Source organism: Microbacterium lacus (assembly GCF_002812805.1).
GTDB classification, from domain to species: domain Bacteria; phylum Actinomycetota; class Actinomycetes; order Actinomycetales; family Microbacteriaceae; genus Microbacterium; species Microbacterium lacus_A.
In genome coordinates this window covers 74,398-98,350 of the sequence record NZ_NMUM01000040.1, presented here as the reverse complement: position 1 = coordinate 98,350, position 23,953 = coordinate 74,398, and the positions used below count along the sequence as shown (strand labels likewise).

19 protein-coding genes are annotated in these 23,953 nt (G+C 65.5%); 6 read left to right on the top strand and 13 right to left on the bottom strand.

Annotated elements, in window-relative coordinates; genetic code table 11:
• Positions 1-186: 186 nt before the first annotated feature.
• Positions 187-1,419, bottom strand: coding sequence for a glycosyltransferase family 4 protein (locus CGU34_RS13680; RefSeq protein WP_100814406.1), 1,233 nt, complete (start codon positions 1,417-1,419; stop codon positions 187-189).
• A gap of 106 nt (positions 1,420-1,525) precedes the next feature.
• Between CGU34_RS13680 and CGU34_RS17565 the strand changes: the two genes are divergently transcribed.
• The 3 genes from CGU34_RS17565 (at position 1,526) to CGU34_RS17035 (ending at position 5,213) form a co-directional block, all read left to right on the top strand.
• Complete coding sequence (locus CGU34_RS17565) at positions 1,526-2,899, top strand: DapH/DapD/GlmU-related protein (RefSeq protein WP_269800308.1); 1,374 nt, start codon at positions 1,526-1,528, stop codon at positions 2,897-2,899.
• A 452-nt stretch (positions 2,900-3,351) separates the two neighbouring features.
• The gene (locus tag CGU34_RS13670) at positions 3,352-4,131 is read left to right on the top strand and encodes a hypothetical protein (RefSeq protein WP_157811325.1); all 780 of its coding nucleotides are present in this window, start codon (positions 3,352-3,354) and stop codon (positions 4,129-4,131) included.
• Between the two features lie 419 nt (positions 4,132-4,550).
• On the top strand, positions 4,551-5,213 hold the full coding sequence (locus CGU34_RS17035; RefSeq protein ID WP_157811324.1) for a glycosyltransferase: 663 nt from the start codon (positions 4,551-4,553) through the stop codon (positions 5,211-5,213).
• Between the two features lie 151 nt (positions 5,214-5,364).
• Here the strand turns inward: CGU34_RS17035 and CGU34_RS13660 are convergent, their stop codons facing one another.
• From CGU34_RS13660 to CGU34_RS13650, 3 genes are all read right to left on the bottom strand, one after another.
• Positions 5,365-6,231, bottom strand: a complete 867-nt coding sequence (locus tag CGU34_RS13660) for a glycosyltransferase (RefSeq protein ID WP_100814403.1) — start codon at positions 6,229-6,231, stop codon at positions 5,365-5,367.
• A gap of 141 nt (positions 6,232-6,372) precedes the next feature.
• Positions 6,373-7,866 (bottom strand): sugar transferase, encoded by a 1,494-nt coding sequence (locus tag CGU34_RS13655; protein ID WP_100814402.1) that lies wholly within the window; start codon positions 7,864-7,866, stop codon positions 6,373-6,375.
• 247 nt (positions 7,867-8,113) lie between these two features.
• Positions 8,114-9,679: a sugar transferase gene (locus CGU34_RS13650; RefSeq protein WP_232711678.1), complete on the bottom strand. Its 1,566-nt coding sequence runs from the start codon at positions 9,677-9,679 to the stop codon at positions 8,114-8,116.
• A gap of 222 nt (positions 9,680-9,901) precedes the next feature.
• On the opposite strand from CGU34_RS13650, the gene CGU34_RS13645 reads away from it, so the two are divergent.
• Positions 9,902-12,961 carry a hypothetical protein gene (locus CGU34_RS13645; RefSeq protein ID WP_157811323.1) on the top strand — a complete coding sequence of 1,020 codons (3,060 nt, stop codon included), beginning with the start codon at positions 9,902-9,904 and terminating at the stop codon, positions 12,959-12,961.
• Here CGU34_RS13645 and CGU34_RS13640 read toward each other — a convergent pair.
• The 4 genes from CGU34_RS13640 to CGU34_RS17560 form a co-directional block, all read right to left on the bottom strand.
• Positions 12,958-13,875, bottom strand: a complete 918-nt coding sequence (locus CGU34_RS13640; RefSeq protein ID WP_157811322.1) for a hypothetical protein — start codon at positions 13,873-13,875, stop codon at positions 12,958-12,960. The genes CGU34_RS13645 and CGU34_RS13640 overlap by 4 nt on opposite strands.
• 8 nt (positions 13,876-13,883) lie before the next feature.
• Positions 13,884-15,374, bottom strand: a complete 1,491-nt coding sequence (locus CGU34_RS13635; protein ID WP_100814399.1) for a polysaccharide biosynthesis tyrosine autokinase — start codon at positions 15,372-15,374, stop codon at positions 13,884-13,886.
• 152 nt (positions 15,375-15,526) lie between these two features.
• On the bottom strand, positions 15,527-16,006 hold the full coding sequence (locus CGU34_RS17230; protein ID WP_198517810.1) for a hypothetical protein: 480 nt from the start codon (positions 16,004-16,006) through the stop codon (positions 15,527-15,529).
• 37 nt (positions 16,007-16,043) lie between these two features.
• Positions 16,044-16,175 (bottom strand): hypothetical protein, encoded by a 132-nt coding sequence (locus CGU34_RS17560; RefSeq protein WP_269800307.1) that lies wholly within the window; start codon positions 16,173-16,175, stop codon positions 16,044-16,046.
• 111 nt (positions 16,176-16,286) lie between these two features.
• Between CGU34_RS17560 and CGU34_RS13625 the strand changes: the two genes are divergently transcribed.
• Positions 16,287-16,877 carry a GNAT family N-acetyltransferase gene (locus CGU34_RS13625; protein WP_100814398.1) on the top strand — a complete coding sequence of 197 codons (591 nt, stop codon included), beginning with the start codon at positions 16,287-16,289 and terminating at the stop codon, positions 16,875-16,877.
• A gap of 100 nt (positions 16,878-16,977) precedes the next feature.
• Here CGU34_RS13625 and CGU34_RS13620 read toward each other — a convergent pair whose 3' ends face one another.
• Both CGU34_RS13620 and CGU34_RS13615 read right to left on the bottom strand, forming a co-directional pair.
• Positions 16,978-17,460 carry a PIN domain-containing protein gene (locus CGU34_RS13620; RefSeq protein ID WP_100814397.1) on the bottom strand — a complete coding sequence of 161 codons (483 nt, stop codon included), beginning with the start codon at positions 17,458-17,460 and terminating at the stop codon, positions 16,978-16,980.
• 10 nt (positions 17,461-17,470) lie between these two features.
• Entirely contained in the window at positions 17,471-17,716 is a 246-nt protein-coding gene (locus tag CGU34_RS13615; protein WP_157811321.1) for a ribbon-helix-helix domain-containing protein, read from the bottom strand.
• A gap of 193 nt (positions 17,717-17,909) precedes the next feature.
• Between CGU34_RS13615 and CGU34_RS13610 the strand changes: the two genes are divergently transcribed.
• Entirely contained in the window at positions 17,910-19,466 is a 1,557-nt protein-coding gene (locus CGU34_RS13610; protein WP_100814395.1) for an HNH endonuclease signature motif containing protein, read from the top strand.
• 27 nt (positions 19,467-19,493) lie between these two features.
• Here CGU34_RS13610 and CGU34_RS13605 read toward each other — a convergent pair whose 3' ends face one another.
• From CGU34_RS13605 to CGU34_RS13595, 3 genes are read right to left on the bottom strand one after another with little or no spacing between them, the layout of a single operon-like run.
• Positions 19,494-21,698 carry a malate synthase G gene (locus tag CGU34_RS13605; protein WP_100814394.1) on the bottom strand — a complete coding sequence of 735 codons (2,205 nt, stop codon included), beginning with the start codon at positions 21,696-21,698 and terminating at the stop codon, positions 19,494-19,496.
• A gap of 28 nt (positions 21,699-21,726) precedes the next feature.
• On the bottom strand, positions 21,727-22,635 hold the full coding sequence (locus CGU34_RS13600; protein WP_100814393.1) for an NAD-dependent epimerase/dehydratase family protein: 909 nt from the start codon (positions 22,633-22,635) through the stop codon (positions 21,727-21,729).
• A 19-nt stretch (positions 22,636-22,654) separates the two neighbouring features.
• Complete coding sequence (locus CGU34_RS13595) at positions 22,655-23,830, bottom strand: mandelate racemase/muconate lactonizing enzyme family protein (protein WP_100814392.1); 1,176 nt, start codon at positions 23,828-23,830, stop codon at positions 22,655-22,657.
• Positions 23,831-23,953: the final 123 nt, after the last annotated feature.

Below are 23,953 nucleotides of genomic sequence, written 5' to 3'. Positions count from 1 at the left end.
CTAGCGCGGAGGGCAGGTGATCCTGAGTGGTCGACCGCGTTTCGGATCATCGAGTTCGAGGGGAGTCCGGTGGGAACCGTGAGGGTACGCAGTCACTTCGCGGCGGGTCCGCAGGATCCCGCCCGCAGGGAATCCTTGCACGGTCGGGCGCAGCGTGGTCGGAACAGATACGCAAGTGGTGGCGGATCACCCCTGCGAGAGGACGGCGATGATCGTTGACCAAAGCTTGATAGCGGTGTCCTCGCTGAGCACTCTTTCCCGGTACGCCTTCCCGTTTCGGCCGTATCGTTCGGCAAGTTGCGGATCCTCCAGCAATGTCATCACGGCCCGAAGTAGCGCGCCTGGATCACCCGCAGGGACGACAAGGCCCGCACTTGCAGCATTCACCTCCGAAGCGGTGATGCCCCCTAGCCCCGTCGCCGCCGCTACCGGACGTCCCGCATCAAAGTACGATGTGAGCTTGCTAGGTACTGCCATCTGTTCGACGCCGACTTTCTCGTTGACAAGGAGCACGTCCGCGGCGGCCAGTGCGTCTCTAAAAGCGACTGGGTCCAATGGATCCACGAAGGTGATTCGCGTCACCCCCCGGGCGTATCTCTCGACATCTTGCCGCTCGCTCCCGTCTCCAACTACGTAGAAGTGGATGTGAGCATTCATTGCATCCGCAGCCCGTGCGGCGTCAACGATATTGCGGAGTCCTTGTTTCGCGCCGATATTGCCAGTGTGAACAGCTATGCCCTCGTGCTCGTCCCAGCCGAGGCGCGCTCGAGCAACAGACTTTGGTGTCGCACCTGTTGGCGCCAGATGTGTCCAGTTGCGGACGACTTCCACCCGCTCTGGTGTGACGCCGAGTTCGGTGTGGAGGAATGCGGCAAATCGTTCATGTACAACTACGACTCTATCCGCGGCACGTAGGGTTGTGGACTCCACCCACCGCATGAGCCGAGCGGCCATTGCGGTCCCCTCGCCGGTCTCCTTCATCCCGAGGGTGTAGATGTCTTGAACCCAGATGATCAGGCAACGGCGCTTCGGGCTCAGCCGGACTCGCGCTGCAGCTATTGCCGTAGCAAGCAGCGAGGGTGATAACGCGATTACAACCTCACCGCCGCCCCAGCGCCCTAGCAACAGTCGAACCCCGAAGCTCAGTTCCGAGACCATCCTTCGCCAACCGCGTGGCGGGTTGGGCACGAAGTGCCGACGGCGTCGCACCTGAACGCCCTCGATGTCCTCGACGGCAAGCCACGCACCGTACCCTTCACGGAGCTTCCACTCGGGATAATGGGGGTGTGTCACATTTGCCGTGACGCGATGGCCGAGTTTCACAAGTCCCGAAGCAAGTGACCCCGCATATGGGGCGTTACCCGTTGCTTCGGGTGGGTAGTGCATGCTGAGGATGAGAACGGACGGACGAAGTGCCATACACCGAACATACTGATGTCAGCGATGGGTTGTGCGCGTCCGCGGTGGTGGCCGGATGACGTCGTCGGCTGCTCCTGGCCGCCTTGTCGAACCGTACTGTGCCGTCGTGATCCACTATCGGGATTTCAAAGCAGTCGAGGACCTGGTTGACGACATGGCGGATTGGTCTGCAATTCCCAGTCTCGTGATCGTTGCCGACAATTCGGGAGACTACCCTGAGCGCCAACGGCCCGGTCGCATTCCAATCGAAGTCATACGGATGCCAAGAAATGTCGGGTATGGGCCAGCGGCCAACGCCGCAATGCGTGCGGCTTCGAACCGCTTCCCCCGGGCGCTGCTACTAACGCAGGATGCCCACATGGAGGGAACCGCAGCTGAGTTTCTCCTCCGCGAGCTGGAGGCGAGGCCGGAAGTTGCGGTCGCAGCGCCCGCTCTGGTGTTCCGCTCCGCGCCTGACAAGGTCTTTTCGCTTGGTGGACGCCTCCTGCGAAATGGCCGTACGCTTCACCGTGCTCAGGGTGCCGCGACTTCAACCATCGACGACACGCCGCGCAACCCACGATCGATCGCATGGGCAGATGGTGCTTGTCTCGCGCTGGACCTCGGGGCGTTCAACCAAGTAGGTGGCTTCGACGAGTATTTCTTTCTCTATGTGGAGGAAGTCGACCTGCAACTCCGGTTGCACGAATTGGGTTTCGACGTGTTGCTTGTGCCTCTAGCTCGAGCGATGCAAGAACCGGGGTACTACACCCTCTACTACAAATATCGGAATCTCACCTATTTGACGAGAAAGCACAGGGGCTTACTGAGCGCATGGCCTTGGCTAGTGGCCTTTCCGAAGGATGTGGTCCGCATGTTGGCCTTGGGGCGTCCGTGGGAGTTTTTGTGGGCCATCCGAGGGGTCATCGACCAGAGACGCGGCGTTGGTGGGCAGAGGCCGAGAACTCCTTTTGCGACTCAATCATCATCGCTCGTCGCGAAACTATCGGTAGAATTGCGCAATTTGATTCGGGATGGCCTGATCATCCCGGTTGCGTCGTCGGCCCTGGTGCCTGATTTCTTCCGAGCCCGACTCCTGCGGCTTTTCGGCTTCGCAGTAGGAAAGTCCCGCATATCGTCAGGCCTATATATCGGCGGGTGGCGAATCTCGATCGGTGAAGAGTCCTTTGTTGGGCGCTCGGTGTATTTCGACGCAAGTGCTTCGATCGCAATTGGATCGCGCGTTCAAATCGCGCCATTCGCTCGATTCATCACTAGTTCTCATGAGATAGGTGAATCGCTGCGGCGCGCGGGCTCAGCGGCGGCACGGCCGATCGTGGTTGGGGATGGTACGTGGATTGGTGCGGGAGCTACAGTTCTTCCTGGCGTAACCATCGGCGCGGGCGCCGTCATCGCTGCTGGCGCCGTTGTCACGAAAGACTGCCTCGCTAATCGTCTGTATGCGGGCGTGCCTGCTAGAGAGGTTCGATCGCTGCCGTGATGATTCTCCGGCGGCTCCGTTCCCTGGGCGGCAGATTCGGGCCTGTTCTGGCTGTGACGATCTCGTCGCAACTGTTGTCCGCTGCCGCGATAATCAGCTTCCCGTTGACTATGTCGCCAGCATTCGCTGACGCCTATGCGCTCGGCATGCAAACGGGAACTGCGGCCCTCGGGAGTGTCGTAATTGGAGTCGTATACAACGTCGTCATCGGTCGTCCCGCATTCCGACACTGGGGCATCAGCGCGACCGCTGCAGCAGTTGTCTCACCTGCACTCGCGGGAGCCACGATCTGGCTGCTCGCTCAACTTGGATCGCTTCCTCGGTTGGGACCCGACGCAATGCCTGTACTCGTTGTCTTCGCGGTAGGTGGTTCAGGCCTAGCGTTCGGGGGCACGTTCGCGGCCAAACTTGCATGTTTGGGGCGACCCGTTGCGCTTGCGATGGTCCCGCTCGTGCCAAACGCGGGACTTCTCATCGGTTCGCTCCTCGGGTGGCTTCTCGGCGGGATGGTGCCGCTGCTCGGCGCGATCTTGTGGGCATCGTTCAGTTGTATCCAGGCAGTGACTTTTTGGTCGCTGGCAACCCGTGTCAAGCAGGAAGATCTCCGCAACGAGCGCGGTGAGGCGGCAAAAGCGGGCCCGCACGCTTTTGCGCTGTCGGTGGGCGCGGTGACCAGTGCTGTCTTGCCGAACGTGTATCTTTCCGCTGTAACGCTCCTGGGCGCGGGAGTCGCATCAATCTTGTTCACGGTGGGACGGATTGGGACCTCGGTCGTCGGAATCGGTGTGAATTCAATTTTGCTCGTCTTGTACTCCTGGAAAAAGTCAGACTTTCGAGTCGCGGGAGGCGTGCGCGCGCTCGCTATTGCTGCTGCTACCTTCGCGACGGCGGCTCTCTTGATACCGAATCTAAACCAGAGCCTGAGTTATGCAGGGACAGTCTTAATGTGGTTCATCCTGCTCGTCGCCAGTGCTGTAGCGCTCAGAGAGATGAACGCGCGAGGGCGCGTGGGGCTCGTCGTTTTTAAGGTTTCGTTGGATCTGGGCGTTTCGTTAGGGCTGGCTGCTTTGCTACTAATTAGTCCGTCCGTAACCGGATTTTTTGGAGCCTACTCGGCCTCCCAGAGCGTGACGCTCGTCGCTGCTGGGTGTATGTTCAAGAGCCCCACGATCACAGCGGCAGGCGTGTATTGCCTTGTGGTCTCGACCATGATGGTGGTGTTCGGATGGTAAACACGTGGGGCAGCGTGTATCGCTTTTATCCAGAGGCACGATCGGCACATATCGAGCGTTCAATTGGGATGGGTGCCGCCACAACCTTCTATCTTCATCGACGTGATGATTTCGACTCGGCGCTGCCCGGCGTCGAGTCCTTTCAGCAGACTTCGCTTTGGGAAATGCTAAGGCGGATCTGGGTTGCGCCGCCGCGATACATGGAAGTACCCGAACCTCTTTGGTTCCAGTACTTTGGCGCCACGGCGCTCGTGTTGCTCACCTGCAGGCTGCGTGGTGGCCTAACTAGGACGCCTCTGACGACTGTGTCCTACGCAATTGAGAACGCCGAGATCTCTCGGATTCCGCGGCCTCTTCAGCGCCTACCTAAATGGGTCTGGACGACTGCTGCGCGTGGTGCAGTTCGAGCAACGATCAGCATGTTCGATCGCATCGTGTTCGGGACGTCCGGTGCTCGTGACGCGCTGATGGACTCGCTCGGTTCTCGCGGTCGCGAAGCACTCGCGAGACCGGAGAGATCTGCGCTTATCCCGGCCCTCCCCGCGAAGTGCGACTGTCCTGACGCTCACCGGGAACGGACAGTATTGTTCTTGGGAGCCCTCTCGAGCCGCAAAGGGTTCGACTTGGTTGCCTCCGCCTGGCCGACTGTTCGAAAGCTGATGCCGGACGCGCGACTCACAATTGTCGGGCAGGGGCCGCAGAAGAACATAGCTCACATGCTGGCGGACGGTGATGTCGGCGTGACTTACCTGGGTCCGCAATCGCGGGCCGCAATCCACAAGATACTCCGGTCGCACATGCTGGTCGTTCTTCCGTCGCAACCGGCCAACCGGTGGCGAGAACAGGTCGGGCTCCCCATTGTTGAGGCTCTCTCGCACGGATGCCGGATAGTGACGACAGCGGAGACCGGGCTAACGGATTGGCTCAGGGCAAACGGCGCCGCGGTCCTGGAGACGAATGCCTCAGTCGAGGAGATTGCTAGGTCCATTTATGAGCAGCTTGAGGCGGCGGATTCGGTATTGGCCTACGACTTGCCCGCTGTGGATGGCCGGATATCCGCCGACCGCTGGCTGCTGCGATGAATCGTATGCGGGGCGTGAGATCCCTCATTCGGGCTTTCTTCGTCCGACCAGTGACTGCGCCATAATCTGGCGGCAGAGCAGGTATGACCCTCGGCGAAATCTGACTGTAATCGCCTGTGTAGCCCGATGAATGTTTTCGGCCCGTTTCGTCTCAGACTTCGGAGCCCTCGTCGCGGGCCTCTCCTCGAACCATCGCGAGCAAACTTCTGGAAAGCGATTGCTCGTCGTGGAACCAGTACGCGGTTCTTGGGTCGACGTGCGGGAGATAGTCGATCGAGTGGTGTAACGCCATCGGGCGTCGAGCCTGCATAGCCTCGATGGCCTTGTTGGGAAGCCCACTGCCAGGTGAGTTCGTGATAACAACGCCAGTATTCCCGTCGTAGACAGATGAGAGATGGTCAACCCATCCCAAGTGTCGGACATTCTCAGGGAGCGCCATCCGGTCTGACGCATGACCGAATATCTCCAGGCGGACGCCGGTCTCGCGGGAAGTTTGCGAAGCGGCACGAAGCACCATGTCGAGCATCTCGAGGTTATGAAACGACCGTAGATCTGCGGCGATCACAAGCCGCTCCAATGGGTAACTAACAGGCGCGAGTTGGGCCAGTTCGGGGTTCACGTGTGGCGGAATCACGATTGGAGTCCCGTCGAGCAGGGCGGCGTCCGCCGCTGCGTCTCTTGTGCTTATGTACGAGAAATCTACGGATGCTCGGCGGGTCAGTGCGATGCCTGCCTTGAGGGCAAGCGTTCTAGCGTGGGCAGCTCTACGCGCCGAAAGCTGCAGACTCCAGCTGTCGCAGGAATCGAACACAACGTCGACTCGTCGTGCAAGCTTCGTTCCAAGGAAAAGCATGTGCGGTGCTCCGAGCCCGGCGACAACGACGAGATCAGGGCCGATAGGGGCGAGCTTTCGGTACGAGTATCCGGCCGCAACTAGCGAGCGCGTCAGGAGGCTGGCGTCGCGGTCGAGCAAATGCGCTTGAAGTACATCGTGCCCAAGGCTGAGGTAGTGCTCCACGAGTGAAACTACTCGACGGCTATGGCCAGGCGGACTCGCAGCGACGGATCTCTCCGAGAGCACTATCACTTTCACGACCGATCCTGCTCTCTATAGATTCAAGGCGACCACGTCCCCGGACGCAGCGCGGATCTTCCGCTGCTAGTGCGCTGTCGCCCCTGGGAAGAAAACGGTTCTGACGGTCTTCACAAGGATCGCCAGATCGCCCATTAATGACCAGTTCTCGACGTAATAGAGGTCAAGCCGTACAGTCTGTGCCCAATCGAGTGAACTCCGACCACTAACTTGCCACAATCCCGTGATGCCCGGTCGCGCGAGGAGTCGTCGACGTGCTCGATCTGAGTACAGCGCCACCTCGGCCGCAATCTGGGGGCGAGGCCCGACGACACTCATCGACCCGCCCAGCACATTGAAGAGTTGGGGGAATTCGTCAAGGGAGTACTTGCGGATGAAGCGGCCGATCGGAGTGATCCGCGGGTCGTTCATGACCTTGAACAGAGGCTGGGTCGACGTGCCCTGCTCCTCGAGCAGCTGGGCAAGCTCGGCATCCGCGCCCACGCGCATCGAGCGAAACTTCAACATGCGGAACGGTTCGCCGTTGAGTCCGATTCGCTCCTGCTTGTAGAGGACCGGCCCCGGGCTGGTGAGCTTCACAGCGAGCGCAACGCCGACGAGGAGAAGCGAGAAGATCACGAGCGCAACGCTCGCCGCGACGATGTCGAAAGTGCGCTTGAGTGCCCGCTGGCCGCGAGAGAAGCGCGGCGTCTCGACGTGAATAAGAGGGAGCCCGGCAACGGGACGGGTGTGGATACGCGGGCCCGCGATGTCGACAATATTGGGCGCGAGGACGAGGTGCTGCCGGCCGGCCTCGAGCGCCCAGCTGATCTCTTTGACCTTGTCGGCCGGAAGATCGTCGGTGCTGGTCACGACAACGGTGTCCGCGTTGGTTGCCGTGATTGCACGCTCGATGGCAGCGACACTACCCATCACCGGAATCTCGGTGCCGGGAATCGTGCCGCCGATACGGCCGCTTGGCACGCACGAACCCACGACACGATAGCCGGCAACGCTCGTCCGCTCGAGCTCACGCGCAACCTGCGCAATGGACGACTCTGACCCCACCAGCAGAACGCGGGCGGAGTACAGTCCAGCGGCGCGCTGAGCGGCGAGCCACTGCCGCCACATCCAGCGCTCGATGAAGAGAACGCCGACACCAAGGGGTAGCGACAGCAGCAAGAAGCCGCGCGCCACGTCGATTCGGAAGAGGAACGCGATGATCGCGATTGCACCGAACAGCGCGAAGCTGGCGTCGAAGATGCGTTTGTACTCGGTTGGACCTACGCCGGTCACGCGATAGCTGCGTGTGTCGTTCAGCGCGAGCGCAACCATCCACAGGATCACGAGCAACGTCGAGAATGCCCAGTACGAGAAGTCGCCGAAGCGGAGACTGTTGCGCGTTGCGAGGTCGGCGTCGAGGCCAAGCCACGCGATCTGCGTGCCGAAGACGATCCAGACGATGGTGATCGCGTCGGTGATGGTGAGGTAGCGGGCGTAACGGCGGCGCCAGTCTGATGCGGGCGGCCTGGTGCTGGTGGTCGCTTCGACAGGCTCAGCGACCGCTGCTGAGCGTGGCATTGCGGTGGTCGCTTCGACAGGCTCAGCGACCGGAGCTAAGGGCTCCGCGGGCAGGGAAGACGCGACGTCGGACCGGAGCTTTGAGGCATCCGAATCGAGTGCATCTGCGTTCACGATGTATGACTCCTGCGAGGGAGAGTTGCGTATGGATAGATGAGGCGCTTCTCATATATGACGCTAGCAGGAGCATGTGACGTGAATGTGACAGAGGTCCCCAAGTTTCGGTGGCCGGAGTCTCGACGGCGGCTCAAGCGGCGGTATCTCCGGGCGCAATAGCCGCGCGAACTGTCTTGAGAAGAATTACGACATCACCCACGAGCGTCCAGTTCTCGACATACGACAGGTCGAGACGGACCGAGTCCTCCCACGACAATGTCGAACGGCCACCCACCTGCCACGCACCCGTGATGCCGGGCTTGACGAGAAAGCGCCGGTGCACGTGGTCGGCGTACTGACCCACCTCGCGCAGCAGCGGCGGACGCGGCCCGACGAGAGACATCGAGCCGCCGACGACGTTGAACAACTGCGGCAGCTCGTCGAGGCTGAACTTGCGCAGAACGGCGCCGATGCGCGTGACCCGGGGGTCATTGCGCATCTTGAACAGCACCTCGTTGCCCGCATCTCGTTGCGCCTCGAGCTCGGGCAGCAGTGCCTCGGCATTCGCGACCATCGAGCGGAACTTGAGCATGTCGAACTCGCGACCGTGCATGCCGACGCGCTTCTGCCGGAACAGCACCCCGCCCGGCGATGACAGCCCGACCACGATCGCAATGACACCGATCACCGGCGCGAGCAGCACGATCGCGCTCGAAGCGATGAGCAGATCGAACAGCCGCTTGGCCACCCGCTGACCGGTGCTGAACCGCGGGGTCTCGACATGGATCAGGGGGAGTCCCGACACGGGGCGCGTGTGAATACGGGGGCCGGCGATGTCGACGATGCTCGGCGCGAGCACGAGATGCTGGCGCCCGGCCTCGAGACTCCACGAGATCTGCTTGACCTTGGCGGGCGGCAGTTTGGCGGTGCTCGTCACGGCCACCGTGTCAGCGGATGTGGCGGCCAGCGCGGCCTGCAACGCCTCCACCCCGCCCAGCACGGGAATGTCGGTGCCCTTGACCATGCCCGTGGTCTTGCCCGAGGGGACGCAGGCGCCGACCACGAGGTATCCGGCCTTGGGTGCGCGCCGCAACTCGCTCGCGACATGGGCGATCGATTTCTCCGACCCCACCAACAGCACGCGTGCCGAGTACTCACCGTGCTTGCGCTGGGTGAGGAGCCACTGGCGCCACACCCAGCGCTCGACGATCAGCAGTGCGGCGCCGAGGGGCAGCGCGATGAGCAGAAACCCGCGCCCCAGGTCGATGCGAAAGAAGAAGGCCAGGATGGCGAGGGTGCCGAACAGTCGAAAACTGGCGTCGGCGACCCGCACGTACTCGGTCGCACCCGTGCCCGTCACGCGATGGCTGCGCGAGTCGATCAACGACAGCAACCACATCCAGGCTGCCGCGATGAAGGCGGGCACGAGCCATCCGGTCGCGTCGAGCGCGTGCGTGCCGAGCAGAGAACGCCCGTCGCCCCACGCGATACCCACCCACTGCAGCCCGTAGACCACCACCGCCAGCACGGCCAAGTCGCTGACCCACAGGCGCCGTGCGTACTTCTCGCGCCAGCCCGCGGCCTGAACTCGCGGCGCGGTCGCACGCGCCATGAAGCTCGCGATGCGCGCTTGCGTAGCGATCGCACCCGTGTTCGTCCCCGTGAGCGCAGTGCTTGCACCGCCCACAAAAACGTCGACCCCAATATTCGACGTCACGCCCGGTCCTCCCAGCCTTGGCGTTTACTGCTTCCCCAAGACCACAAAATAGCAGCGCTGTGTGTCATCTGTGTGACACGCGCCGTTCGATTGCGCGTTGTTCGATGTTCATGCCCCGGCTCGTGCTCGACCTGCGAAAGATGAGGGATTCGAGAAGCCCTGTCGGCGAAGACGGGGGTGCGCTACAGTCCGCAGCAGATCGGCGCACTGGGAAGGTGCATCATGGCCGAAGGTTCTGCAACAACGGAGTTGGTGAACGCGGCCAGTTCGGCTCTCGGCGTGCCGGTCGATCCGGTGGCGGTCGCCGCTGCGGTCTCGGCGCGGCGACCCGTGGTCGCCCGCCTGCTCATCTGGCTCGGTGTCGCCGCCGGGTCACTCATTGCCATCGCGGAACTCGACCGGCTGATCGCGGCCGTGCTCGGAGACAATCGAACCAGCCACACCCTCGGCTCGGTGATCGGGCCTCTTGCGTTCACAGCCGGCGGCGCGTGGGAAGCCTGGGCCTCGAGCGACGCGCACGGGCAGGTGGCGGCGTGGGTCGCGTGGGCGATTGTTCTCGATGTGCCGTTCATCGTCGCCTACGTCATTCTGCTGCGGCGATTCTTGTCTGCGTGGCCGACAGCAGGCTCGGCGGCGTCACGAAAGATCCTCGATGTGCTGATCGGTGTCGAGGTCCTCGAAGCGCTCGCCCTGGGGTGGGCGCTCGTGTGCGTCGCCACCGGCGCCGGGGGCGCGGCATCCGTCGCCGGTGGCTTCGTCATGGGCGTTGCGCTGCTGAAGTGGGTCGTTGTCGTCGTTCTGGCGGCATCCCTGATGCGAACACCCGCGACGCGCGCAACGATCGGACGCATCATCGTGCGCGGGATGCGTGCCCTCTGGCTGCATCGTCTCTCGGCGGTGGTCGTCGCTCTGCTTGTCGTGCTGGCATGCATCCCGCAGGACGGCGTTCTCGACCAGTTGCCAGACATACAGCGGCAGTGGATCGACCAGCCCGTCTCGTTCGGTCAGATCCTGTGCGCTGTGGGCTCGATACTGTTCGCCGCCCTCGCCGCTTTCGCGCTCGGCCGTGCTCGCACGCGCCGGTCGGTCGCGCGCGAGTCGGGCACACAAACCCTTCCTGGTGAGCTCGGCAACACCCTGTGGTGGGCTCTTGCGCCGGCGGCATGGCTGGTGACGGCCACGACCGCGGTTTTGCTCAATCTGGCGCCCGGGCTGGACTTCGGTGAGGCGCTCGCGGCAACCTTGGGCGCCGGCAGCTACTTCTTCTGGGGCATCCTGATCCTGATCCTCGTGATCTCGTTCGTCTTGCGTGGCCGGACCTGGCCCGTGAGCCCGCGGCCCTTCGACGCGTCGCGTGCCATCTATGCCTGGTTGGTTGGCGACACCCTGGCCGTGGTGGTGATGTCGGTCGGGGGACTCGGGCTCGTTCGCTCGCTCGCCGCTCCGGTGTTTCTCGGGCCCGCCTCGTCCGGCCCGACCTGGGCGTGGGCATTCGGCCTCTTCGTCGTCGGTGCGATCGCCACATGCGCAGCCCCGCTTGTGCTGCGCGGCATCGGGACGGATCCGTGGCCGATCTTCGCGCCCCTCGTGAGCAGGAATGATCCGCTCGAGCCTCGTCTGCCGGGCAAGCCGCAGCACGGACCACACGTCAGGTCGCTCATCGTGATCTGCGGTGTCGCGATCGTCGTGATTTTGGCGGTCACCGTCTTTCCGGTGTATGCAGCGGACCTGATCGGACCGGTCGCCCTGACGGTCGTGCTAGTCACCGCCTGGACGGCCCTTCTCGGAGCCTTCACCGTGGCGATTCAAGACCATCGCCCCCTCGCCGTCTTTCGGCTGATGCGGCTCACGGGTACACCGGTGCTGACCCTCGCGATCACCCTGCCGCTGGTTTACGCCTCGATCGTCTCGGCCGCGGGATGGGATACGGAAGTGCACGCGGTGCGCGAGACATCCGTGGCATCCGAAGAGTCGGATCCGCCGCCTCCCCGCGACCTCGAAGACGCGCTCGCCCAGCTCGACTGCACCATCAGTGTCGGCGGCAACAGTGTTCAGCCAGTGGTCATGATCGCCGCCGAGGGCGGCGGTATTCGCGCCGCCTACTGGACGGCTCGCGTTATGGGCGAGCTGCGCGAACTCGATCCGTGCATCGCAGAGAGCGTGCTCGTATCTAGCGGCGTCAGCGGCGGATCGGTCGGACTAGTTCTGACAGCGACCGAAGCGGTAACGGGAGAGCCCGCTCCGACCACGGGGGCACCCGCGGCGGACGAGGATGAGACATGGGACGCACTCGCGAGTCCCGCGGTCGTCGGATCGGCGGTTGCAAGCCTGCTGAGCGGCGACGTGATCGCAACGGGTCTCGGCGTGCGGGTGCCTTCGCTCGTACCCGGAGATGGGCTCGCATGGCGAGACAGGGCGGGATTGATCGAAGAGGGATGGATCGCTGCGGCCGCTGCGCTCGCCGAGCCCTATGACTCGGCCTTCAACGAGCACACCGGATTTATGCTGCTCAATTCCACCGACACCAACTCGGGGTGCCGTGTACTGGTCGGGCTCGACGTCTTCGGCGCGGGGTCGTCCCCGCCATGGTGCGGCAGTGTGCGCGACGTGCCGGCAACCAGCTGGTGGCTCGGTGAAGCGTGTCAGGACTCGCTCGACTGGGCATCGGCGGCGATGCTTTCGGCGCGCTTCCCGGTCGTCACGCCCGGCGGCCAGCTGAGAGCGGGGGACTGCTCCTCAGCGGACGAAGCCCAGTTGATCGACGGAGGATATTCGGAGGGGTCAGGGCTCGGGACGATAGCGGATCTCACGCCGGCGATCTCAGAAGCCATCCGTGAAGCGAACGCCGACCCCGAACGCACCCACTACCTGTTGCCGATCACCATCTATCTTCGGAACTCGAGCGGAATCGATGTCGCAACCGAGATCGGCGAACTGACGGCTGAACCTCTGGTGCCGCTCACGGGTTTGGCTGCCGCATCTCGCCAGGTGTCGGACGTGACGTGGCTCCAACGGATCGCTGCTGGGTTCGCCGAAGCCTGCCCCGATGGTGCGACTGACGATTGCGACACCGAGCTCGACGATGCCCGTGACGAAATCGGCAACGGCGTCATCGTCGTCGCGCCCGGCACGACACCCACCGTCGTACCACCCCTCGGCTGGGCGCTTTCGTCGTACAGCATCGACTCCCTCGATCGGGCGCTCGCCGCACAGGTCGACTGCGCGAACCCGCCGAAACCTGCGGTTGCCGGGGCCGCTGGACTCTGCGCGCTATCCGACTAGAGCGAAACGTCGGTGTAGGTCGTGCCGCTCCACACCAGCACCGACGTGTCCGAAACCTCGATCGCGGTCGGCTCGGCGGGGTTGAGGCCCTCCACACACGCGGATAGGGCGGCTGCGCCATCCTCGATCGTCGACAACGCGATGCCGTCGCAGTCGACCGCGGCATGAGCCACGATGATCGCCGAACCATCCGTCGCGACGGCGACAGCGCCCTCGACGCCGAGCGGCTGCCACTCATCGCCGACGAGCGCGAACGCCTGGGCGTCGCAGACGAGTGCGAGATTGCTGCCGCTGCCGCGAAGTCCGCGCGCCTCGGCGCACGGCGCGTCAATCGGCCCCTCGGGCGTCACGATCTGCGCGGCGTCATCTGGTGCGATGTAGGCCGACTCGGCCAGCACTTCTTCGTAGCTCTCCCAGAACCGACCCTGCGTGAACGTGCGCAGACCGTCGGTGACGCATCCGTCTTCGAGCACCGCGACCGCCTGCGCCTGGGTGCCGGCGAACGCGTCGAGTCGCATGATCTGCGCGAGACCGCGGTACAGGGGGGTGACGTCGTTCCAGGTCGTGCCGCCGTCGGCCGAGCGCTCGATCAGGGGCGTGCTCGCCTCGGCACACGAGCCGGCGATGCCGCGCCAGAGGATGCCCTCGGAACTGACCGACAGAAAGCGTTCGTCCGCGCGCGAGACCGCGGTGATCGGCACGGCTGTCGGGGTGGGCGTCGCGCTGGGTTCGGGCGTTGCAGGCCCGAAGGTCGGCACGGGCGCGAGGGTCTCGTTCGTCGGCGCGGGCCGGGCGCGATCGAGCGCCACCACGACCAGAATCGCGACGACCACGATCAGCACGACAACGACGACGGCGCCGATCCATGCAGCGTTACGCGAGCGAGTACGCCGCAAATGAGAACGTCGTGCCATGCGTGGGCCTAGGCGCGGTCGGCGGGGGTGGCAGAGCCCGCGGCCTCGGGAGCGCGACCCGCGCGAGCGGTGCGCGGACCCTTCGCGCGGCGCGTCGAGCCCTTCGGCTTCGCGACGGATGCCTCGGACACTCCGCCGTACGGGCCGTAACCGTAGCCGTACCCATACCCGTAGCCGTAGGCATCCGGACCCTTGGTCGGCACCATCGTGAGCACCACACCCGCGACGCGCGCGTCGACGGTGTCGAGGGCCTCGATGGCGCTCTCGAGCTGGTGGCGCGTGGTGGCACCAGCGGCCACGACGACGATCGCACCACTCGTGCGCTTCGCCAGCAGGGCGCCGTCGGTGACGGGGAGGAGGGGCGGGGTGTCGAGGATGACGATGTCGGCATCGTGCGCGAGAGCGCTGAGCAGCTGCTGCATCTGCGCCGAGCCGAGCAGCTCGCTCGGGTTGGGCGGAATCTTGCCGGCGGGCAGCACATAGAGCGAACGGCCACCCCAGGGCAGCATGACATCGGCGAGGCGCGCTCGACCGATGAGCACATCGGTCAGACCCACGCCGCCCTCGATCTGCAGGTACTCGGCGACCTTCGGCTTGCGCAGATCGGCGTCCACGAGCACGACGCGCTTGCCCGCGTCGGCCAGGGCGATGGCGAGGTTGACCGACGTCGTCGACTTGCCCTCGTTCGGAACGCTCGACGTGACGACGAACGTCTTGCCGCCATCCATGTCGAGGAATTGCAGGTTGGTGCGGAGGGCGCGGAAGGCCTCGCTGCGCACATTCTGCGGATCGGCGTGCAGGATGACGGGGCGCTCTTTCGCCTTCGGGTCGAAGGGGATGGTGCCGATGATCGGCTTGTCGGTGGCGAGCTCGACATCTCGGGTCGAGCGGATGCGTGTATCGAGCACCGTCCGCAGCACCGCAACGCCGATGCCGAGCGCGAGACCCACCAGGGCGCCCAGCGCCAGGTTGAGCGGCACGTTCGGGCTGACCGGGGCAAACGGGGCCAGAGCATCCTTGACACGCGTGAGCTTGATCGGGCTCTCGCTCGTTCCCGGGAGCGTCTCGAGCTCGGCGACGGTCGACGTGAGGCTCGCCCCGACGGCGTTCGCGATATCGGCCGCGCGGACAGGATCTGTGTCGGTCACCGCGATCTCGATGATCGTCGTGTTCAGGGGGCTCGACGCCGACACCTGAGTCGCCAGGTCCTCAGCGCTGAGGTCTTCGACATCGAGATACGACAGCACCGGGTTGAGCACGATCGGGGTGCGCACCAGGTTGACGTACGTCTGCACGCGGGCCTGCGAGAACGTAGAACCCTGCTGCAGCTCGCTCACCGAGGTGCCGGCCTGAGTCGACACGAACACCTGGCTCGTCGCCTGATACTCGGGAGTGCGGGTCAGCGACCATGCCGCCGCGGCGCCGATACCGACGAGCGTGATCGCCAAGATCACGATCCAGTTCTTGCGCAGGATGCGGATGTAGTCGCTGAGTTCCACGGCGTCCCTTCGGCATCCCGCGGTCCGGCCGTCAGGGCGGCCTGTCGCGAATGGTCGTCGTTCGGTGGTTTGGGGAAGGACTTGCGGTCGTGCGTTGCGTTCTATTCTTGGGCTGTGGCGTGTGTTGCTCGCGTTGCGCGCGTGACAGGGGATCACTCCGCCGCGGCCCGTGGCCTATCCTGCCACACGGGTTGCCGCTCGCCCGGGCGCGGCGCGTTGTCTGGTGCGGTGCGATGGCCCGGGTGTTGATCCGGCCCGGGTCGGTCGACGGCGTTCGCCCAGACCCACGTGCGGTGCTTCTGGCCTGCGACCTCGAACTCGATGCCGACGGCCTTCTGCGTCCACCGCACCGCTCGCGCACGGACCTGCATGGCGTGCGGGCCGAAACGTACCCAGGCCAGCACCTCGAGCGGTTGGGGAGACGTCGTCAGCGGATAGATATCGAGGCGCAACTCTTTCTCGGTGAGCGACTGGAGCGGCTGCCCTGAGGTGGCGGACTGCATGATGCGCTCGTCCATGCGTCGATCAAGTTGCGCCGCGTAGCGCTTGTTCGTTCCGATGGCCGGCGCCCCTTCCCCGTTGCCCGGCGCCGGCCGCGCCAGGGGATCGACGATAACGCGCGGCGGGGACATCTGTTGTTCGGTGCGTCAGCGCGGGAGCGCGCTCCGCTCAGCGAGGGACCGACGCGATCGCGGCGACAACAAGAGCGATCACGCCGGCTGCGAGCAGAAGCAGGCCGACATAGGCGTACCAGCGGGTGCCGCGCCGGGGCGGCTTGCTGCGGTGTCTTCTCTTGGCCATGCGGCGCAACATACAGAGAGTGCATGTCGGCAGGGTTACGGCCTCGCGTTCTCTTGAGCGGCCGCGGTCGGGCGCGCGGGCCGAGGCATCTGTCGGCATTAGCGTTGAAGCATGCTGTTCGCGGATGCCCCGACCCTGAAGAACGAGTTCGTTGAGCTGCGGCAGCTGAGCGCCGACGACCACGACGGGCTCGTTGATGCCGTGCGCGTCGCGGACTTGTGGCGCACCTGGTACACGCGCATCCCGTCGCCCGAGGGGATGGCGGACGAGATCTCGCGTCGCCTTGACGCGCAGGCGGCCGGCACCATGGCGCCCTGGACGATCGTCGATGCCCGGTCGCAGCGGGTGGTCGGGATGACGACCTATATGGGGTTGGACCCCGAGAATCGGCGGCTCGAGATCGGGTCGACGTGGGTGTCGCGGGTCGTGCAGGGCACGCGCGTCAACCCGGCGGCAAAGCTCCTGCTGCTCGAGCGGGCCTTCGACGAGCTCGATTGCATCGCGGTGGAGTTTCGCACCCACTGGCACAACCAGCAGTCACGCGCGGCGATCGCCAAGCTCGGCGCGAAGCAGGACGGCATCCTGCGCAACCACTCGATCTTCGACAACGGCACGGTGCGCGACACGGTCGTGTTCTCGATCATCGACGGGGAGTGGCCGACGGTGCGGTACGGGCTGCAGGAGCGGCTGGCGCGGGGGTAGGCCTGGCGGGCGGTGATGTCGGTGCGTTTCGACTCGCTGCGCTCGCTCAACGGGCGGTGGTGCGCACGCTCAAAGAGCGGGGCTGTTGAGCGCCACGTGGTTATCGGGCGACGACTCGACTGCTGAATTCGCGCGGACGCATGATCAGCCGCCCGTGCCAGGCGGGTCCTAGCTCGAGAAGATCATGGTCGCTCGTCACAATGATCAGCGCATCGACCGCGGCATCCTTGGCGAGCGCGATGATCAGATTGTCTTCGTGGTCGCTGACGCCGTGGTCGAGTTCTTCGGGTTCGATGACCGCACCGCCCAAGAACTCACACATCTCGGCTACGGCGGCGACGAAGTCTTCTACGGTCGATTCGTCGTGGCCCGTTTCGCGCATCACCCGAGCGATGTTGCGCAGGATGTGCGGAGAAGTGAAAAGGCGGAACTGGCTTGCGAACGCCAGCGAGACTGCGTCCGCTGACGGGTTCGCGGTCGTCGGCGGTACATCGGGCATCAGCGGCCAGCTGCCGTCGTCGCCCAGGATGTAGTCGAGATAGACGTTGACGTCGAAGACGACCGCCGTTGCGGGATCAATCACGACGGGTCGATCACGACGCGGCGGTGTTGCGGATCAGCTCCAGCACTTCGTCGGACGAATAGCGTCGCCCGCCGCGCTCGGCGCGCGCTCGATCGCGAAGTGCGTGCATCCGCTCGAGTCGGAGCCGCCCCTGATAGTCCCGCACGGCGAGCCGCAGAAACTCGCTTCGGTTGCCGTGTCCGAAGTGTTCGACGACCTCGTCGAGCGCCGGGCGGAGATCGTCTGCTACGGCGATTCCCACGGTCTTCGCAGCCATGTTCACTCCCATTGCTTATGCGTAATCAATATTGACGACACTAGCACCTGTGCGGCGTCAAAGGGCAGCGTTCGGTGCCCTATCCTTCCTCCACAGGCAGGGAGTTTTCGAGTTATCCACACGTTTCGTTTAGATCCCTGATCTGGCCGTTCTGCGGGCCGGCAATGTCGGTGGCCCTCGTCAGAATGGAGAAATGAAACCGGCTCTCGACGCCCTCCGCGAGGTGGATACTGCGCTCGCCGCGGCCCTCGCGCAGGTGTTCGCGGGCGACGCCCTGCACGAAGCATCCGACGACTCCGTGCTCGAGGCGATGGCGGTCGCGGGATCGATCCTGCGACGAGTCGAGGGGTTGTTGATCGAGGCGACCGATGTCGTGCGCGGGCGCTCGGAGGGTCCGCGGGATGAGCGAATGACGACGCGAGTTGGGTGCGCTTCCCTCTCTGAGGTGGTGCAGCGGACGACGCGGATGTCGGGGGCCTCGGCTGGGGTTCTGATGCGTGGCGCCGGGGCGGTGCATCGGGAGCGTTCGATGACGTCGGGGGAGTGGCTGCCGGCGATGCTGCCCGGGCTGCGCGCCGCGATGATCGAGGGGGCGGTGGGCAGCGACGGGGTGGCTGCGGCGTCCGTGCTCGTCGAGGCATCCGGGCGGGTCGATCGCGACGCGCTGCTCCTCGCGGACGCGGCGCTCGGGGAGGCCGCCCGGGGGATCACGCGAGATGCCGCGACCGGGGCGGCCGAGAGCGGCCCGCATGCGTCGGCGGGGGAGTTGCGGGTGCTGGCGCAGGTGTGGGCGAGTGTGTTGGATCAGGATGGCGCGGAGCCGGTCGAGGCGTCGGCGATGCGGCGGCGCGGTTTGACCGTCGGGCCGGTGCGTGACGGATTGGCGCGGGTGAGCGGCGATGTGCTCGCGGAGGTCGCCGCGCAATGGCAGCGGAACTGCGACGCGCTGTCCAACCCGAGGGTGCGGGGCGGGGCCGGGGTCGGGTTCGCGCCGGATGGTGAGGGCGCTGACGGTGATGAGGGCGCTGGTGGTGTGGAGGGTGCTGGTGTGGACGATGTGATCACCGCGCCTCGCGACACCCGGACGCGTGCGCAGAAGATGCACGACGCGTTGGCAACGTCACTCGACGTCGCGGCGCGCTCGGGAGAGCTTCCGACGGTGGGTGGCGGTGCGCCAACCCTCGTCGTCTACGCCCGCGAAGGAGATGTTCTCGCGGGAACCGGATGGGCCGAGGTCGAGGGCATCAATGAGCCGGTCGGGATCGGGCTTGCGGAGCGGGTGGGGTGCTGTGGAAGCATCCAGCGCGTCACCTGCGACGACCGGGGCCGGATCGTCGGCCTCAGCGTCACCGATCGGGTCTTCAACGCCATCCAGCGCAAGGCGATCAGTCTGCGCGACGGCGGATGCGTCATCCCCGGCTGCCATGTACCGGCGGGGTGGTGTGAAATCCATCACGCGACAGATCATGCGCTCGGAGGCCCGACCCACACAGACAACGGAGTCCTATTGTGTTGGGTTCACCATCGAACGTTGCCCACATCGGGCTGGTCGATCATGATGATCGACGGTGTACCGCACGTGAGAGGGCCCGCGTGGTGGGATCCGGAGCGAAGATGGCGACCCGCCGCGGGGTCGCGACTCCAGCAAAGAGTGCGCGTCGCCGAGAGCCGACACGGAGGCGCCCCACCCGAGAGGCTCCGTCGGCAGGATGGAGTGCCCGAAGGCCAACTACTTCGGCGATCGCGATAGCCGCATCACAAGCCGCGCTCTCTGCCCTCAGACTCGCGGGGGGATCGGCTTGTCCGCGGCGTCGTCGCGGAAGCGGTCCCGGCCCTTCGCCGCGCGGCGGAAGCGGTGCAGCACCGGCTCGGTGTACCCGTTCGAGGCGGACGTTCCGCCGAACACGAGCTCGATAGCCGCGGCATAAGCCAGGCTCGACGCCAGGTCTGGGCCCATCGGTCGGTACCCCGCATCGCCAGAGTTCTGCGTATCGACGACCTCGGCCATCCGCTCCATCGTCCGGCGCACCTGATCGTCAGTGACCACCCCGTGAACCAGCCAGTTCGCCACGTGCTGACTCGAGATGCGCAGGGTCGCGCGATCTTCCATCAACCCCACACCTTCGATATCCGGAACTGTCGAGCATCCGACGCCCTGATCGACCCATCGCACCACATAACCGAGGATCGACTGCAGATTGTTCTCGAGCTCGCGCTGAACCGCATCCGCCGCCCACGACGCCGGATCGCCAACCGGAATCGTCAGCAGATCGTCGAGCGGATCGATCGGTTCGGCCGCCAGCACCTCTTGACGCGCAAAAACGTCCACCCGCAGATAGTGCAGGGCGTGGAGGGTCGCCGCGGTCGGCGAGGGAACCCACGCGGTGGATGCCCCGGCCTGCGGATGAGCGATCTTCTGGGCCAGCAGCGCGGCCATCCGATCGGGCATCGCCCACATGCCTTTGCCGATTTGAGCGCGCCCACCGAACCCGGCCGCGAGTGCCGACGAGACGTTGCGGCGTTCGTATGCGCGCATCCACGGCTGCTCGCGCAACTCGCCCTTGGGCACGAACGGCCCGGCCTGCATCGACGTGTGGATTTCGTCACCCGAGCGATCGAGAAAGCCGGTGTTGACGAAGACCAGCCGCGATCGGGCCTCGGCCAGACACGCGGCCAGGTTGGCCGACGTCCGCCGCTCTTCGTCCATCAGCCCGAGCTTCAGCGTCTCGGGAGCCAGACCGAGCAGAGCCTCGACGCGTCCGAAGAGCTCGACGACGAACGCCACCTCGGCGGGCCCGTGCAGCTTCGGGATCACGACCGGGAGAGATGCGAGGGTGCCGGCCGACCGAGCGCACAGCGTCGTCACGACCGCATCCACGATCGTCTCGCTTACCGGTTGACCGGCCGCGTCGATCACGGCATCGGTCGACATGTGCAACCCCACGTTGCGGACGAGCATGAGCGAACGACCCGACAGGGTCAGCGGCGCACCGGCCGGGCTCCGGTACTCGCGGTCGGGCGCGAGTCTGCGCTCGATCACCCGTCCCTGCTTCTCGAACGCGTGCGTGAGGTCGCCCCGATTCAGACCCAGCCAGATGCGGTACGCGGCGACCTTGTCATCGGCATCGACCGTGGCGACCGAGTCCTCGAAGTCCACGATCGTGCTGAGCGCAGACTCGAGCAGCACGTCGCTGAGCGATGCCGAGTCACGCGACCCGACCGGCGACTCGCCATCGAACTGCAGCTCGAGATGCAGACCGTGCCGCGCGAGCAGTACGGCGCTCGGTGCCTCGGGGTGCCCGCGATACCCGCGGAACTGTGCGGGGTCGGCGAGATTCGTCACGCGTCCGTCCGCGCTGGTGATCTCGAGCTCGCCGTCGACCACCGCGTACGCCCTCGATCCTTGGTGGCTGCCCTCGATGAGTGGGACAAACTCATCCAGCAGGTCGCGCACGTGAGCGACCACGCGGTCACCCCGCTCGATGTCGTATCCGGATGCCGCAGGATCCACGGGCGCGAGCGCATCCGTGCCATACAGCGCGTCGTAAAGCGAACCCCACCGTGCGTTCACGGCGTTCAGGGCATAGCGGGCATTGGTGACGGGCACGACGAGCTGCGGGCCGGCGAGCTCGCCCAGCTCGGGCGCGACGTTCGTCGTCGTGATCGATGCGGGATCGACCGCAGGCACGAGGTAGCCGATCTGTTCGAGGTGCGCGCGGTATCGGGCTGGATCGGTGCCGCTGCCGCTGGCGTCGCCGGTGCCGGTGCTGCGTGCGTCGCGGTGCCACTCGTCGATCGCCGCTTGCAGCCGGTCGCGCTCGGCCAGCAGGCCGACACGGCGAGGCGACAGGTCGTGGACGATCGCGGCGAAACCCGCCCAGAATGCAGTGACCGAGGCATCCGGATCGAGCGCTTCGTTTGTGATGAAGTCGTAGAGGGGACGCGCGATGTGCACGCCGCCGGCGTCGACGTAGTCCGTCATGGGGTGGATCCGATGATCGTGCGGCGCCTCAGGGCGCGGGGTGGGAAAAGGGGGTGCCGTCCGGGGCGAGATGATCGCGCCACGATCGAGACGGCGTCCAGTCGAACAGGCGAGTGGCCTTTGACGAGTCGATGCCGCTCGCATCCACGCGCGACACGGGGCGCAGCTCGACCTCGGGATGCAGGCGCGCCACACTCGCGAGCAGGTCACGCCCGCCGATGTTGTCGGCCGCGGCGGCGTAGACGACCTCGTGCCCGGGGGTCGGGGTGCGGACGCACGCCACGACGAGTTCGGCGAGGTCTCGCACGTCGATATAAGCCCAGAACACCGCACTCGGCAGGTCGGGGTCGTCGAAGAACGGCCGCAGGTTCGCCGCGTACGTCTCGGGCGTCAGAACCCACGTGGGACGGATCGAAACGGCCGACGCGCCCTTCTCCGCGCGGGCCACGAAGCCGTCGCACAGCAGCTCGGTGACGCGCTTCGACATCCCATACGCATCGTGCGCGAGATCGGGATGTGACTCGTCGATCGGGCAGAACGAGCCGACGAACGGACGGTGCGCCCAGGTCATGCCCGACACCGAGTCGCTCGACAGGTTGATCAGGCGCCGGATGCCGCGGGCTTGCATGGCCTCGATCACGTTGAACGTCGACTGCGTGTTCGTGGCGAACACCACGTGCGCCACGTTCTTGGTCGGTTCGGGGATGCCGGCCGTGTGCACGACCGCGTCCACGTCGCGGACGACGGCGAACGCATCACCGGCATCCGTCAGGTCGGCCTGCACGTAGGGGACGGCGTTCGAGTCGTCGGCGTCGTATACGGGCCGGGCGATATCGGTCGCCCGCACATCGAACCCGGCCGCGACGAGGGCGGCCACGACATGACGGCCGACCTTGCCGCGGGATCCGGTCACGAGCACGCGCTGGGGTGAGGACATGTTCACGATTCCACGCTAGTCAGGAGTCGAGGAACGCCCGGCGCCCCGCCTCGATGACGTCGACGTCCACATCGATGCCGAGCCCGGGGCCCGTCGGCACAGCGATCGTCCCGTCCACGATGGACGTCACGCCGAAGCCCGCGCCGGGCGCGACGCGCTCGAGCATCGGCGAGAGGTGGAACGGGTACTCGATCAGGTCGATGCCCGGGATCGCCGAGGCGACGATCGCGTTGGCTGCGAACGTCACGGGGCTGCCGTGCGTGTGCATCACGACGCGCGCCCCGCGGCCGAGGGCCGTTCGCGCCATCAGGTCGGCCTCGGCCATCCCGCCACAGATGGATGCATCGGGCTGAACGACCGAGATGGCCGCGGCATCCATCGTGTCGAGCATGTGTTCGGTGCTGAACAGGTGCTCGCCGTAGGCGACAGGCACGGGGGAGGCCGCCGCGATCCGCGCGATCGCGGGAAGCCGCGCGGCAGACACCGGCTCTTCGAACCAACTGACGCGCAGATCGGCTAAGCGAACGGCCATCTCGAGAGACTCGGCGACGGAGAACAGCTCGCTGCCATCGACCATGAGGTCGATGTCCGGCAACTCGGTTCGGAGGTCCGTGAGCACGCGCATCGCCGAGCGCCAATCGGGGCCGATGCGCATCTTCACCATTGAAACCCCGCGCTCGAGCAGAGGAGCCAGGAGCTCGACGTGCCCGCCCGCGTCGCGCGACTCGAGGAAGTGACTGTTGCCGGCGTAGACGCGCAGGCGCTCGCTCACGCGCCCCTCGACGGGCGACAGCGAGACACCTGCGGCGCGGGCCTGGGCATCACGGATCGCGATGTCGACCGCGCTGAGCGACTGAGCGGCCGAGTGGCTGAAGCCAAGCGTCCGCGCAACGGCTCGGCGCTTCGTGCCGAGCGCGGTGAGGGCGGCAGTGCTGGACATGCCGGATGCGACCGGACCCCAGACATCCTCCACGAAACGCGCGAGCACCGTCGGGTACGAGATGCCGAAGCTGTCGCAGCTCTCGCCCCAGCCGACGACGCCGTCGCTCGTCTCGACGCGCACGAGGAACAGCGTCATCTCGGCGTAGTCGGTGCGCAGGCGCAGGGGGTACGGGGTGATCGACGCGATTGTCGGCGTCGATGTCGATGTCGATGTCGATGTCTTTGCCGTCGGAGTGAACGTGGGGAGGGTCATGATGATGCAGCTTTCGATCGCGTGGGGCGGGCGCTCGGTGGGACGGGACTCGTCGATGGATGAGAGTTCTGTGGAGCGGCGGCGGGTGTGGGTGGCGCCGCGCGGACGCCACCCACCGTCCGG